This is a genomic window from Streptomyces phyllanthi (genome assembly GCF_009377205.1).
In the GTDB taxonomy this organism is placed as follows: domain Bacteria; phylum Actinomycetota; class Actinomycetes; order Streptomycetales; family Streptomycetaceae; genus Streptomyces; species Streptomyces phyllanthi.
In genome coordinates this window covers 1-15,164 of sequence record NZ_VJZE01000202.1, presented here as the reverse complement: position 1 = coordinate 15,164, position 15,164 = coordinate 1, and the positions used below count along the sequence as shown (strand labels likewise).

Genomic DNA, 15,164 nt, shown 5'->3' with positions numbered 1-15,164 from the left:
CTCGCCCTGCTGTGCCACGGGCTCTGGCTGGTCGGCGCGGTGGAGCTGCTGCGGGCGCCGGTCGCGCGCCGGCTGGAGCGGCCCCGCGTGTGGCGGACGGTCGTCGCGGCCAACGGCATCTCCATGACGGCCTTCCTGTGGCACCTGACCGCCATGCTCGGCGTGTACGGCGCGTTCCTCGCCCTGGACGTCCCGCTGCCCGGGCCCGCGACGGGGGAGTGGTGGGCCCAGGTGCCCCTGCGGATCGCCGCGGCGGCCGTGCTCACGGCGGCGCTGGTCGCGGCCTTCCGCACCTTCGAGAAGCCCGCCGTACGGTCGGCCGGCCTCCCCGCGCAACGGGGTCCGCGCAGGTCGGCCACGTACTCCGGTCCCGCCGCCGCACTCGGAGTCACCCTGTGCCTCTTCGGTGTGCTGGGGCTGTCGATGGTCGGGTTCGGCGGGCTGCTCGAGGGCCGTACGGCGCTGCTGATCGCCGTCCATGTGACGGCTCCGGTGGCTGTGGCGATGACGCTCGCGGGGTGGTTGCTGGTCGAGCGGGCGGGGCGGGCGGCCTCGTAGGGCGCCGGCCGGTACGACATGCGCCCCGGGGTGGTCGGCCCCGGGGCGCACGGTTTCGTTCAGCTGCGTTCGGAGCGGCAGCGCCGGCTCAGAAGGTCACCTTCCAGCTGTTGATGTAACCGGTGTCCGCGCTGTAGACGTCCTGGACCTTCAACTGCCAGGTCCCGTTGGCCGTCTCGCTCGACGCGTTGACCGTGTACGTGGCGTCGACGTTGTCCGTGGAGTCCGAGGAGCTGCTGCTCTTCAGCCGGTACGTCGAACCGTCGGGCGCGACCAGGTCGATCACCAGGTCACCGCGGTAGGTGTGCACGATGTTGACGTACACGGACAGGTCGCTGGGCGCGCTGCCGGACTGACCGCTGACGGTGATCGGGGAGTAGACGGCCGAGCCAGCGTCGGGGATGGAGACGTCGGTCGTGGACTCGAAGCTCGTGCCCGTGTCGCCGCCGTCGTCCCCGCCGTCACCGCTCGGGGTGATCTGGAGGAGCCGGTTGGGGCTGCCCGTGCCCACGCTGGTGAGCGTGTTCGCGGAGGCCGCCGAGGTCAGGGCCGTGGAGACCTGGGCGGGCGTGGCGCTCGGGTTCTCGCCGAGGTAGACGGCCGCCGCGCCGGCGACGTGCGGGGACGCCATCGACGTACCGGAGAGGGACGAGGTGGCGGTGTTCGAGGTGTTGTACGTCGAGGTGATGCTGGACCCGGGCGCGAAGATGTCGAGCGACGAGCCGTAGTTGGAGAACGACGACCGGGCGTCCGCGCTGGTCGAGGAGCCCACGGTGATCGCGGAGGCGACGCGGGCCGGGGAGTACGAGGAGGCGTTGGCGTTGTCGTTGCCCGCGGCGACCGCGTACGTGATGCCCGCCGCGATGGAGTTGGCGACCGCCGCGTCCAGCACGGAGTCGGCGCCGCCGCCGAGCGACATGTTGGCCACGGCCGGGAACCGGGCGTTCTGGGTCACCCAGTCGATGCCCGCGACCACGCCGTCCGTCGTACCGGAGCCGTCGTCGTCCAGCACGCGCACGGCCACGATGTTCGCGGCCTTGGCGACACCGTATGTGGTGCTCCCGACGGTGCCCGCGACGTGCGTGCCGTGCCCGTTGCCGTCCTGGGCCGTGCTGTCGTTGTCGACCGCGTCGTAGCCGTACGAGGCACGCCCGCCGAAGTTGGTGTGGGTGATCCGTACACCGGTGTCGATGATGTACGCCGTGACGCCGCTGCCCGCGCTGTCCGGGTAGGTGTACGCGGAGTCGAGCGGCAGGTCCGCCTGGTCGATGCGGTCCAGGCCCCAGGTCGGGCCGGTCTGCGTGTCGTTGATGTGGACGGTCTTGTTCTGCACGACCTTGGCGACGGCCGAGTCCGCGGCGAGCCGCTTGGCCTCGGTCTCGGTCATCTCGGTCGCGTACCCGTTGAGGGCCTTCTTGTACGTACGGGTCACCTCGGCGCCGTACCGGGTGGCGACCGCCTTGCCCTTGCCGGACGCGGCACGGAAGGGCGCGCTGTCCTTGAGGATGACGATGTAGCTGTCCTTGACGGCATCCGCGGCGTCGGCGCCCTGGATCACGCCTTCGGCGGGCGCCGCGACCGCGGGGGCGGCGGTCGCGGCACCGACGGTGAGGAGCGCGGCGGCGGAGACGAGGGCGGCGAGGGCGCCGCGTCTGCGGCGGCCGGCTGACCGGGGGGTGGGGGAGTGCGGCACGGACATGGGGATGGTTCCCCTCTCATCGGACGTGCACGGATGTGGGCACTGCGGGTGGGGGGTGGCTGGTCCTGTGGCCAAAAAGGTGACGGTTTTGACGGGATCACGTCAATGAGGGGAAACCCTACGTCCGGGTAGGGTGCCGTCCGCCGTACGGGTGTGGGGGTGTGACCGGGCGTCCGGTCACCGCGGCGTGCCGCGCTGCCACCTGCCCTCCCCCAGCGCCTGGTCCTGATCACCCGACCTCGGTCCGTACGCCGCTGACCACTGCCTCCAAGCCCGATTCAAGACTTTCCGAAGGTTTCCCCACGACCACTGCGACATCGTGAGCGCACGACGGCCCGCAGGATCGGGCCGGACCGGGCCGGCCGTTCGACGACCGGGGACCACGCGCCGCACGGAGGCGGCGCGACCACCGGGAGAAGGAGACCCACGCATGTTCGCCATGCCCTCGCAACGTCACGGCAACGGGACAGCAGTCCGGCACAGGACGAGGATCCCGCCTCACGCCATGCGACACCGGGCTCGGACAAGGTCCGGACAAGGCGCTGACCAGGCCGGACAAGGCTCTGGTGTCCGGGACGGGAACACCCCTGTTGCCCTGGCCGGTCCACACCAGCAGGCTTTGTGCGGCCCGGCCGGTCGAGAGCCGCGGCATTCGACGCACCTTGAACGCAGCTCGAAGACTGCCACCGGGCTCAGGAATCAGAGAGAAGACATCTGACGGCCTCGCAGATGTGCTTGTGAGTCATGTTCCGAGGCCGACCGGACGCTATTTCCGCCAGGCCTTCACGTGCTCACGGAGAGGGGCTTCGGCGACATCGACCCCTGACCACTCCCACTCTGGGGAAACCATGTTTCGTTGTGAGATTCGGCTGTTGGGCACGTTCGAGATCAGGCGGCCGAGCGGGGAATCCGTTGCCGTGCCACAAGGCAAGCTTCGCGCCCTGTTCTGCGGGCTCGCGCTGCGCCCCGGCAGAACGGCGTCGATGACGGAGATCGCGGAATGGCTGTGGGACGGCGCCCCGCCGCCCTCGGCCCGGACCACGATACGTGGGTACGTCAAGCGCTTGCGCAGATTGCTCGACGTGGCCACCGGGGAATCGGCGATCACGTCCACCCAGCACGGATACCGCCTTGAGATCTCTCCGGGAGATGTCGACGTGCACCGTTTCAGTGCCTTGGTAACCAGGGCGGTCCCGCTGGCCGGGAGCGCTGAGGAAGCAAGGCTGCTGCGGGAGGCGCTGGCGCTGTGGCGCGGTCCGGCCTTCTGTGACGTTTCCAGTGATTCACTGCACCGGGACATCGGTCCCGCGCTGCGGGAACAGTATCTCGACGCCGTCTGGCGCCGTATCGAGTACGACCTGCGCAGCGGCGACCCGGCGAATGTGGTCGCCGAACTGCGCCATCTGGTCAAAGAGAACCCGATCCGGGAAACCTTCTGGGCGCAGTTGATGCGCGCGCTGGAGGGCGCGGGCCGGGCAGCCGAGGCACTCGCGGCCTATGCGGAATGCCGCGAGGTTCTGGCCGACGAACTGGGTGTCGACCCGTGCGGCCAGCTGCGCGAGCTGCACCAGCGGATTCTGCTGGGGAAACCGGCGCCGGCCCCCGTGTAGCGAACCGGATGCGGACCGTCTCCAGACAACTTCGAAATGGGACGGGTTCGTTGGACGGATTCGCCCGTGCCACGCGGATACCACGCTCGTACCACGCGGCACGGACAAGCTGAATGCGTTGGAAGAACCGAGCCGGAAAGGCAGGGTGTCATGGCGCACAAGCAGGAGACGAGTGATCCCGCGGTCAGTGTGCTCGAGCAGATCGAGGACCAGAGCGTGAACTTCAACGGCGGTGCTGTCGCCGGAATCAGCACGTGGCTCGGCAACAGCGGCCAGTTCTGCACCGTGACGGTGGAGTGCATCAACTGGTGTCGCTGAGTCGCCTCGCCGGTCGCGCGGGGATCCACCTCCGCGCGACCGGATGGTCCGGCGCCCTTTCCGATTCGAGCAGCAGCGAAGAAGGACATCATGCTACTGACCGACTGGGGCATGTATTTTCCCGAGATCCACACGTCCGGCGAACTCGCTGACCTGGTCGAATCGACCTGGGGACACCGGATTGACGCCAACCTTCCGCGGACGGACGATTATTTTCTCGACGAGCCCTCGGCCGAGTTGTCCAGAATTCTGGCGGACATCGGCTCGACCGCGCCCCTGGCCTGTTTCCCGGCCGGCTTCGTTGCCGGCACGTTGAACGACATAGTCCGGATCGTCAGTGCCACAACCCTGTTCGCCCAGAACGACCGCACTGCCGGCAAGGTGCTCATGCCCTTGCTGGTATCGCTGGGCGACCTGTCGATGCGCGCTGTCATCATCGATCTGCACACGGCGAGCCGGCGTGGCGAACTGGCCGGAGAAACCCCTGAGGCGCGGTACGCCGATTTCCTCGGCCGGATGGCCACGGCCGAGTACCGGCGATCGTTCGCCGAGCGTTATCCGTTGCTGCTGGCCGATGTGCGGCGAGTGGCCACGAACCACGCCACGGCGCTGCGAAGGCTGTTCGACGCCGCTGAGGCGGACTGGGACGGCCTGACACGGACGTTTCCCATGCTGGCTGAAGCCGGGCCGCTGGTCAGGCTCGACTTCGGCCAGGGCGACCGGCACCGGGACGGCGCATCAGTGGCCGTCCTCGGCTTCGAGTCGGGTTATCAGCTGGTGTTCAAACCCAGATCACTGCTGATCGACCAGCGGTTCGGGATGCTGCTCGGCAGGCTCAACCGCGAACTCGGTCTGCGGCTGCGGGCGCCACGAGTCCTGTGCTCCGGCCGGCACGGCTGGATGGAGCATCTGAGCTACGACCGGCTCGGCGAGCCGGCCGAACAGGTGGAGTACTACCGCCGGATCGGTCACCACGCCGCCCTGCTCCATCTGCTCAACGGCTGGGACATCCATTACGAGAACCTGGTCTGCCACCAGGGTTCGCCGGTCCTGATCGACCTGGAGACGTTGTTGCGGCCGGTTCTTCCCGAGGACGGCCGGCAGAGCGCGATGCGGCTGGTGGAGCGGGCCCTGGACCGGTCGGTCAGCTCGACCGGCATCCTGCCGATGCTCGTGATGGGTGCCGGCGGAGCCGGAGTCGACGTGGGCGGAATGGGTTTCGGAGCAGGGCAGACCGGCCCGTTCAAGCGGCTGACGCTCAACAACCCGGGCCGTGACGACATGTATCTCTCCTATGAGCAACCCGTGCTGCGAGCCAGCGAACTGGTGCCGGACGCGTCGGACTACGCCGGCAACGCGACCGAGGTACTCGACGCGGTCACCGAAGGATTCCGGCTCGTGTGCGAGTGGGTGCTGGCCCATCGGGCCGAGTTCAGGGAGCTGGTCCAGCGGCTGTTCGCCCGTGTCGAGATTCGCCACCTGCACAATCCGACCTATTTCTACGCGCAGTTGCTCGAGATGACGACACACCCGGATCTGCTGCGCGACGAAACAGCCCGCAACATGGTGCTGTGCCGAGTGGGTCTCGGCCGAGGCGGCGGGCCACAGCAGATCACCCGTGGCGAGCACCGCGACCTCAGCCGCGGTGAAGTCCCGTACTTCTCCGCACGCAGTGACAGCCGGGAGCTGTTCGACAGCACGGGCGCGTCACTGGGCCGACTGCTGGCCCAGACCCCGCTGGAATCCGTTCTGGACAAGCTGGACTCGTTGAGTGCCGGCGTGATCGACGAACAGTGCAAGCTGATCGCCACCACGTTTCTGAACAAGCTGCCACCGGAGGCCGGGTTCACCGGCTTCACGATCGGCGGGTCGCTGCCCACGCCGACCGGATCGGCCGAACGGCTGGCCAAGGCCGTCGAGCTGGGCGACGGGCTGCTGGCGACCATGGTCGAGGCATCCGGCGGTTCCCGCCTGCCGACCTGGTGCGCGCCGTTGTTCACGGCGGTGAACCCCACACTGTGGACACCGGGCGCACTGGGATACGACTTGTACTGCGGCGTGAGCGGCGTCGGTCTGTTCCTGGCGCATCTTGGTGGAATCTCCGGGAAGTCCCGCTTCTCCGACGCGGCCAGGAAGATCTTCGAACCGATCGCGGAACAGATCGCGGCACGGACGTTTCCGGTCGCTGAGCTTCCGACGGGCGCTTTCACCGGCACCGCTGGGATCCTCTACGGTCTGGCGCACGCCGGACTGGTGCTCGATGACAAGGCCATCACGGGCGCGGCGCTGGACGGCACGGCATTGCTACGCGCCGAACTTCACCGCAATCCCGCGGTGGACGTGATCGACGGCATGGCCGGCGTACTGGCGATCGCGCTGGCGCTGCACCGGATCGATGGCGACCCGAGGGCTCTGGAACTGGCGGTCGCGGCGTACGAGGGCCTCAAGAACCGTTACCCCGGTCTCGATCCGGACCGGTTGAGCAGTGGCTTCGCGCACGGCGTCGCCGGGATCTACCCCTACCTGGCCGACCTCGCGACGGTGTTGCCGGACCGGGAAAGCGAGCTGCGCGCCGACGTGGCGGCACTGTTCGACAAGCAGTTCACCATGCTTGATGAGAGCGGGACCGACTGGTACACCTCGCCCGACCGGCAGCGGATGTCGTACACCTGGTGCCACGGCAGTCCCGGCATCCTGCTCGGGCTGAGCCTGCTCATTCGTTCCGGGGCACCGGTTCCCGCGCGCACCGAGAACCAGTTCGGCATCGCCCTGTCCCGCACGATCGAGAACGGTTTCGGCAGGACGCTGACCTACTGCCACGGCGACATGGGCAATCTGGAAATCCTCGGCTTCGCCTGCCGGGTGAGCGGCGACCCGGCGCTCGAACGCGAGCTGAACCAGGCACACGACCGTTTCCTGGACTGCTACACGGCGACGCAGGAGAACAACCGGTACTCGAAGTACACCTATTCCAACAGCCTGATGGCCGGAACCACTTCGGTCGGATACGGCTTGCTGCGGTCCCTCGACCCGGACCGTGTGCCCGCGGTCCTGTGGCTCGACCGCTGATCCATTTCGCCGATTCCGGCGACCCGACCCCACGGAAACCACCGTGTTATTGCGGTATGTGCCGCATGGGAACAAACAAATCACTGGGAGATGATCATGAAGGACGACGACATCAAGAGCCTGACCGGTTACGTCGAGGAGGCCGAGCTGGAAGCCATCGTGGACGGCGAGAAGTTCGGCGGCACGACGTCGTGGGCGTGCGTGACCCTCTCGTGGCTGATCTGCCCGACGACTGCGTGCACCAAGAGCTGCTGATGAGCGGGGGGATGCCGCTCGACCGTACCGGGCGGCATCCCTCTGATCCCCGGGTGGTACTCGCCGCCGGTTTCCGATATTGGGGAGTATGGACAATGGCGATTGAGACGGAAAATCACACCGTGAAAGCCGGGCCTGGCCCGGTGGGCGGATCGGCGGAACGTGCCGTGCGCGCACGGCACGGCATTTTCGGCGAGTTCTACCTGCCCGCTCTCCGGCGGTTCGACAGGGAATTACGGGCCGGGTTCGCCAACCGGACCGACCTGCTGGCGGACGTGGACACGGCGGTGGACGCGGCTTGCCAGGATCTGCTGGGTCAGCTGCTGGAGTTGTGCGTCAGGACGGTGATCCACGAGTTCTACACGACGGACTTGGGCGTTGCGGCCGGCGGACCGGAATCGACGGCCCGGTACGAGGCGTTCGCACGCTACCTCGGCGCGGACGGCACCGATCGGATACTGGCCTCCTATCCGGTGCTGGACGGACTCATCGAGGACACCGTGCGCAACCGGGTCCGATTGCTGGAAACGGCTCTGGCCGCCTTCGCTGCGGACCACGCCGACCTGAGGCCTTTGGGTGTCCCGCCGGACGTGAGGATCTCGTCGATCCAGTGCTCCACCGGGGATTCGCACAACGGCGGCCAGAAGGTCCTGATAGTGGAGCTGACCGGCGAGCGGAAAATCGTCTACAAACCACGCTCGTGCTGCCCCGAATCGGTGATGGCCCGGCTCGCCGGCATGGTGAACCAGGAGTTGCCCGCGACGCACGCGATCCGTTTTCCGCGTCTCGTCGCCCGCGACGGCCACGGCTGGCACGAGTACGTCGAAGACACCGGCGAGTCCTCGGGCGAACAGGTGGAGCGCTTCTTCTTCCGGGCCGGTGTGCTGCTCGGCCTGTTCTCCGCGATCGGTTCGACCGACATGCATTTCGAGAACCTGATCGCTCGGGCCGACGAACCGTTGATCATCGATCTGGAGACTTTCGTCCAGCACCTCCCACGGCACACCGAGCAGACGCTCAATGCCGCGTTCGCCCGCAAACTCCAGGGTTCGGTGATGGGCACGATGCTGCTGCCCGCCCGGGTCGCCGGTGAGCTGTTCGACATCGACATGTCCGGACTCGGGAATCCGCGGGAACGACCGTCGGAAACGTGGAACACCTACCGCATCGCCCATCCGGGAACCGACGCCGTGAGGTTCGAGAAGATCCCGTTGCAGCGCCCGGCCGCGAAGAACGTGCCCATGGTGGACGGACAGTCCGCCCGGCTGCAGGACCATGTCGGGCAGCTGGTCGAGGGCTTCGAAGCGGGGATGTCCGCACTGCGCTCCCGGTACGAGGAGATCCGTGACGTCCTGACCGACCCGCAGCTGGCTGGTGCGCCGGTGCGTCAAGTGCTGCGTCCCACCGGCATCTACGCCCGTTTCCTCGAAGCCGCCAGTCACCCGTCCTATCTCGGTACGGAGCAGGCGAGGCGCGCCCTGTTCGCAAAGATCCCGCCGCTGCGGCACTCGGATCCGGCTGTCGGACAGGCGGTGCTCGACGCGGAGCTCGAAGCGCTCCTGGCCAATGACGTGCCTTACTTCACCTGTCCCTTCGGCGGCACATCCGTGCTGGGCAACCAAGTCGGGCTCGTCTCGGACTACTACACGTCGACGCTGCGCGACCAGGTGCTGACCCGGTTCGACACCGCGGTGGGCACCTCCACACTCGAGAACCGGATGATGATCCACCACGCGGTGCTGGCGTCGACAGACGACACCTGGGACCGCTGCGAAGAGGATTCCCCGACCCACGTAACGGATTTCTTCACCAAGTCCGGAACCACGCAGTTCGCCGAGTCGGTCGCGGACTACCTGTGCGACATCGCCGTGTGGGACGGTGCCGGCCGCAACTGCACCTGGGTGAGCCCCAGGATGCTGGACAAGAGCAGGGTGATGCTCAACCGGCACGACTTCTCGCTGTACCAGGACGGCGGGTCCGTTCTCTTCCTGGCGACCATGGCCGACATCACCGGAGACGAACGGTACGCCCGCACGGCCTTCGCGGCGGCTGTCGAGGACAAGTCGATGTTCGGCAGTGTCTGCGCGTTCTCCGGGCTGCCGTCGTCGGTCTACTTGTACAGCGAGCTCGCGGCGCTGCTTCCCGGTGAGAAATTGGCGCAGCGGCGCGACGAACACCTCCGCCTGCTTTCCCACTGGGACATCCGGGCGACGACCGAGGACGACTACGTCGGTGGACTCTCCGGCGCCGGGGTCGTGCTGGCCAACCTGTACGAGCAGCGGGAGCTGCCACAGCTGGAGAAGATCCTGACAGACATCGGCGCGCGCCTGGCCGACCGTGCACGTCAGGACGACATGCCCTCAGGCCGGCTCGCACACGGTGATCTCGGCCTTTACCTGGCGATGGCACGGATCGGGAAGGTTCGTGCCGACAGCGCGCTGTCCTCCGCCGCCGCGGACGGCCTGGCACGCATTCTGGACAGGTTGCCGCCGACGGGATTCGTCACGGGCAACGATCTGTCGTCGGACATGTCGTGGTGCAAGGGCGTTCCGGGCCTGTTGCATGCCGGCACGCAGATCATGGCTGATCTCGGACACACGCGCGAGGAGGTCTCCACGGCGTTCATGCCGATGGTGGACGCCGTGCACGATCGTGTCTGGTCGGTGAACCACGACATCAGCCTGTGCCACGGCCTGGCCGGACAGTACGAGTCACTGGTGCGAGCATGCCGACTGGCCGGCGACGAGCGTCGCGAGCTCGCCCTGCGCGAGAGCTTCGCGAAAGTGCTCGCACGGATACCGGAAACCGGATATCGGGGAGGCCTCGCGCACAGCACGGGCTTGCCGACCTTCATGCTCGGACTCTCCGGGCTCGCCCAGACCGCGTTGACGCTGCGGATGCCGGATCTGCCCTCGGCACCGCTGTTCGGCCTGCGCCAGCCGGCCGGGGGGCGGTCCGCATGAAGGGGCGGATTCCGCAGATCCTGCAGCTGACCCAGACCGAGTGCGGGCTGTGCTGCGTGCTGATGCTGCTGCACTTCCACGGCATCAAGGAGTCGCTGTTCTCGCTGCGGCGCCAGATCGAGGTCGGCCGGGACGGCGTGTCGCTCAGCCAGCTCCGACAGATCCTCCACACCCGCGGGTTCGAGACGAAGCTGTTCCGGACGAACATCCCCGGCATGCGCGGACTGAAGGCGCCGTTCATCGCCTACTGGGAGTCGTACCACTTCGTGGTGGTCGAGAACGTGGGCCGGGATTTCGTCACGATCGTCGACCCGGCCGTCGGCAGGACCCGGCTGCCCATCCAGGAGTTCGCCGACTCGTTCTCCGGAATCGTGCTGGTGGCGACGGAGACGGCGAACGTGGTCCGCGCGGTCACGCCGCAGCCGTCGCCCTGGCTGAACTTCCTGCGGCCGCTGCTCGCGTCGAAGTCGCTGATCGGCCTGATCCTGCTGCTCTCCACCACGCTGTACGGCGCCGTCCTGGGCGTCCCGATCCTGACCCGGCGCATCGTCGACGCACAGCTGACCGGGCGCTTGCCGTCGATCGAGTACCTGATCGTTCTCGCACTCGTTCTGGGTGCGCTGGTCTACTACCTGGTTTCGGTGTCGCGCGTCTGGATCACCACCAGATTGAGCGTACGGCTGGGCCGGATCGTGATGACCGATACGTTCGGCCGGCTGCTCAGGCTGCCCTACAAGTTCTTCAGCACCCGGTCACCGGGCGAGCTGATGTACCGGCTCAGCAGCGTGAACATGATCCGGGACACCGTCTCGGCGCAGTTGGTGGGCGGCGTGTTCGACCTCGGCATGCTGCTGTTCATCGCCGGATACATGCTGCTGGAGTCATGGGAGCTGAGCCTGGTCGCGCTGGCGTTCTTCGGCGTGATCATGGCAACGCTGATCTTGAACCGGCAGGGCGTCGGCGAGTCGGTCCGCAACGAGAACACCGAGCTGAGCAAGTCGCAGTCGATGCAGATGGAGGCGGTGCTCTCGATCGTCTCGCTGAAACTGTCCGGAACCGAGGACCGTTTTCTGGCGCGGTGGCGAAAGGTGTACGAGCGAAGCCTGACGCGGCTGGCCCGCCGCAGTCTGCTGCAAGGCAGGATCGACGGCGTGGTGGCCGTGATCAGAGTGGTCGCCCCTCTCGGAATCCTGCTCTACGGCATGCATCTGTACCGCGGTGGCACGATCAGCATCGGCACAGTCGTAGCCTTCCAGGCCATCTCCGCGACCTTCTTCAGCCTGGCGTCGTCGGTGTTCGGCACCTACACCCAGTTCCTGATGGTCGATTCCTACCTGGATCGGATCCAGGACATCGTGCACACCGACCCCGAACCGGACCGCGCCCACGGGATCAAAGCCTGCCTGGACGGCATGCTCGACGTACGCGGCGTCGGTTTCTCCTACACCGCAACCAGCCCACAGATCCTGCAGGACGTGTCCTTCCGGGCAATGCCGGGCCAGAAGATCGCGATCGTCGGCCAGTCCGGCTGCGGCAAGAGCACCCTCGGCAAGATCCTGTCCGGCCTGTACACGCCGACAAGCGGGGAAATAACGTACGACGGAAACCTGGCCGAGGACTACGAGAGAAAGGCCTTCTACGGCTCTTTCGGCTACGTACCGCAGGAAATAATTCTCGAGAACAAGAGTGTTCACGAGAACATCGCCATGGATGACGAAGAGATAACGGTCGCGGACGTGGAGGCGGCGGCAACGGCAGCGCGGATACACGAGGAGATCCAGCAGATGCCCATGGGCTACAACACCCTGGTGTCAGAGCTGGGCGCCAACTTCTCCGGCGGGCAGCGCCAGCGGATCGCCCTGGCGCGCGCCTTCGCCAAGAAACCCAGGGTGCTGGTTCTGGACGAAGCGACGAGTTCACTGGACATCCTCAACGAGACCCGGATCAGCGACTTCCTGCGCACCCAGGAATGCACGAGCGTAGTGATCTCCCACCGACTCGCCACGATCATGGACGCCGACGAGATCCTCGTCATGAAAGACGGCCGGATCATCGAACGCGGAACTCACGAAGCGCTGTGCGCGCTCAACGGCCATTACTGCGCCATGTTCGAAAGCCAGCTGGCCACCGTCCAGTAGCCGTCTCGGCCTCGATTCGAGCCGCATCGGACACGTCCTCCTGCTGAAGGCACAGGGCCGAACCGAACGTGCGGGGTCGAACCGAACGCACAGGGGGCACGAGCACCTGCCCCCTGTGCATCGCGGGACCTCCGCCGACCGGGACGGCCCGGAGGACGTCGGGGCGCGCGGTCCCGAGCGGGCCGTTCGCATGGCCGATTACCCTGGAGGATCGATCGCCCCCGCGTCAGGAGAGAAATGGCCGTCAACCTGGTCAATGTCGAGAACGTCAGCAAGGTGTACGGCACCCGCGCCCTGCTCGACGGAGTCTCCCTCGGCGTCTCCGAAGGCGACCGCATCGGCGTGGTCGGACGCAACGGCGACGGCAAGACGACCCTCATCCGCATGCTCGCCAAGGTGGAAGAGGCCGACACCGGCCGTGTCACCCACTCCGGCGGTCTCCGCGCCGGCGTCCTCACCCAGCACGACTCCCTCGACCCCGGAGCCACCGTCCGCCACGAGGTCATCCGGGACATGGCCGACCACGAGTGGGCGGGCAACGCCAAAATCAGGGACGTCCTCACCGGCCTCTTCGGCGGCCTCGACCTGCCCGGCTTCCCGCAGGGCCTCGACACCGTCATCGGCCCCCTCTCCGGTGGCGAGCGCCGCCGTATCGCGCTCGCCAAGCTGCTCATCGAGGAACAGGACATCCTCGTCCTCGACGAGCCCACCAACCACCTCGACGTCGAGGGCATCTCCTGGCTGGCGAACCACCTCCGCGAACGCCGTTCCGCGCTCGTCTGCGTCACCCACGACCGCTGGTTCCTCGACCAGGTCTGCACCCGCATGTGGGACGTCCAGCGCGGCACGGTCTACGAGTACGAGGGCGGCTACTCCGACTACGTCTTCGCCCGCGCCGAGCGCGAGCGCATCGCCGCCACCGAGGAGGTCAAGCGCCAGAACCTGGTCCGCAAGGAGCTGGCCTGGCTGCGCCGCGGCGCCCCCGCCCGCACCTCCAAGCCGCGCTTCCGCGTCGAGGCCGCCAACGAGCTGATCAAGGACGTGCCGCCGCCGCGCGACAGCAGCGAGCTGATGAAGTTCGCGAGCTCCCGGCTCGGCAAGACGGTCTTCGACCTGGAGAACGTGACGGTCCAGGCCGGTCCCAAGGTGCTGCTCAAGCACCTGACCTGGCAGCTCGGCCCCGGCGACCGCTTCGGCCTGGTGGGCGTGAACGGCGCCGGGAAGACCTCGCTCCTGCGCGCCCTCGCCGACGCGGCCCGCTCCGGGGGCGAGGAGCAGCCCGCGGCCGGCCGGATCGCCGTGGGCAAGACGGTCAAGCTCGCCTACCTCTCCCAGGAGGTCGCCGAACTCGACCCCAACTGGCGGGTGCTGGAGGCCGTGCAGCAGGTCCGCGACCGGGTCGACCTCGGCAAGGGCCGCGAGATGACGGCGGGTCAGCTGTGCGAGACGTTCGGCTTCGGCAAGGAGAAGCAGTGGACGCCGGTCGGCGACCTCTCGGGCGGTGAGCGCCGGCGGCTGCAGCTGCTGCGCCTGCTCATGGACGAGCCGAACGTCCTCTTCCTCGACGAGCCCACCAATGACCTCGACATCGAGACCCTCACCCAGCTCGAGGACCTCCTCGACGGCTGGCCCGGCTCGATGGTGGTGATCTCCCACGACCGGTTCTTCGTCGAGCGGACGACGGACCGGGTGTACGCGCTGCTCGGTGACGGCGCGCTGCGGATGCTGCCGCGCGGGATCGACGAGTACATCGAGCGGCGCCACGCGATGGAGGCGGCGGTCGCTGCCTCGGCGCCCGCCGCACAGAAGGCCCCCGACAAGGCCGTACCGGAGAAGAGCGCGGCCGACGCGCGGGCCGCGAAGAAGGAACTCCAGAAGATCGAGCGGCAGTTGGACAAGATCTCCGAGAAGGAGACGAAGCTGCACGCGCAGATCGCCGAGAACGCGACCGACTTCGCCAAGGTGGCCGAACTGGACGCGGAACTGCGGGACTTGGCGGGGCAGCGCGAGGAGCTTGAGCTGCGGTGGCTTGAACTCGCGGAAGACGCGTAGGCGTTGGCGCCTGTTGCGGGCCCCCTCCGAACGGCGTACCCCTCACGGCACACGCGTCTCGTGAAGGGGCCGTGAAGGAGCGTAACGAGGGCATCACGGGCCGGTCCTCCCTTGGGAACAGGGGAGCGACCGGCCCCGTGCGTGAGAGCGTCGCAGTGATAGAAAGGGCCGTCTGAGTAACGACTGAGAGCCGACTGAGGATCAACACCACGCGTGACGCGGGTGGCTCAAAAGCAGCGAACAGGGGGAAGGCGCTGATGACTCAGCCGCCCGATCAGCCACCGCAGGAAGGCTTCGGCGCGCCACAGGGCCAGCCACCGCAGGGGCAATCACCGCAGGGGCAACCACCGCAGGGGCCGCCGCCCACTACTCCGCCGAACCAGCCACCGCAGGCGCCTCCGACCCCGCCGCAGCCCCAGCCCGGATACGGCTACCCACAGGCACCCCAGACGCCCCCACCGCCGCAGCCGGGACCGTACGGCCAGCCGCAGCAACCCGGCCC

At 67.6% G+C, this 15,164-nt stretch carries 8 protein-coding genes and 1 pseudogene; 8 read left to right on the top strand and 1 reads right to left on the bottom strand.

The window, feature by feature from the left end; all coding sequences use genetic code 11:
- Positions 1-558 (top strand): annotated as a pseudogene (locus FNH04_RS25460) (acyltransferase family protein); the annotation flags it as partial.
- Between the two features lie 88 nt (positions 559-646).
- On the opposite strand, the gene FNH04_RS25455 reads toward FNH04_RS25460, so the two are convergent.
- Positions 647-2,257, bottom strand: a complete 1,611-nt coding sequence (locus tag FNH04_RS25455; protein ID WP_152788074.1) for a S8 family peptidase — start codon at positions 2,255-2,257, stop codon at positions 647-649.
- 872 nt (positions 2,258-3,129) lie between these two features.
- On the opposite strand from FNH04_RS25455, the gene FNH04_RS25450 reads away from it, so the two are divergent.
- The 7 genes from FNH04_RS25450 (at position 3,130) to FNH04_RS25425 (ending at position 14,662) form a co-directional block, all read left to right on the top strand.
- A complete protein-coding gene (locus tag FNH04_RS25450; protein WP_194236812.1) occupies positions 3,130-3,867 on the top strand; it encodes an AfsR/SARP family transcriptional regulator in 738 nt (245 codons plus the stop codon).
- Positions 3,868-4,017: 150 nt separating this feature from the next.
- Entirely contained in the window at positions 4,018-4,185 is a 168-nt protein-coding gene (locus tag FNH04_RS25445) for a plantaricin C family lantibiotic (protein WP_152788070.1), read from the top strand.
- Between the two features lie 90 nt (positions 4,186-4,275).
- The gene (locus FNH04_RS25440) at positions 4,276-7,254 is read left to right on the top strand and encodes a type 2 lanthipeptide synthetase LanM family protein (RefSeq protein WP_152788068.1); all 2,979 of its coding nucleotides are present in this window, start codon (positions 4,276-4,278) and stop codon (positions 7,252-7,254) included.
- A gap of 96 nt (positions 7,255-7,350) precedes the next feature.
- Entirely contained in the window at positions 7,351-7,509 is a 159-nt protein-coding gene (locus tag FNH04_RS46685) for a class II lanthipeptide, LchA2/BrtA2 family (RefSeq protein ID WP_194236811.1), read from the top strand.
- A complete protein-coding gene (gene lanM / locus FNH04_RS25435) occupies positions 7,467-10,472 on the top strand; it encodes a type 2 lanthipeptide synthetase LanM (RefSeq protein WP_194236810.1) in 3,006 nt (1,001 codons plus the stop codon). The genes FNH04_RS46685 and lanM overlap by 43 nt, the downstream gene beginning before the upstream one ends.
- On the top strand, positions 10,469-12,610 hold the full coding sequence (locus tag FNH04_RS25430) for a peptidase domain-containing ABC transporter (RefSeq protein ID WP_152788064.1): 2,142 nt from the start codon (positions 10,469-10,471) through the stop codon (positions 12,608-12,610). Before lanM ends, FNH04_RS25430 begins: the two co-directional genes overlap by 4 nt.
- A gap of 237 nt (positions 12,611-12,847) precedes the next feature.
- Complete coding sequence (locus FNH04_RS25425; RefSeq protein WP_152788062.1) at positions 12,848-14,662, top strand: ABC-F family ATP-binding cassette domain-containing protein; 1,815 nt, start codon at positions 12,848-12,850, stop codon at positions 14,660-14,662.
- Positions 14,663-15,164: the final 502 nt, after the last annotated feature.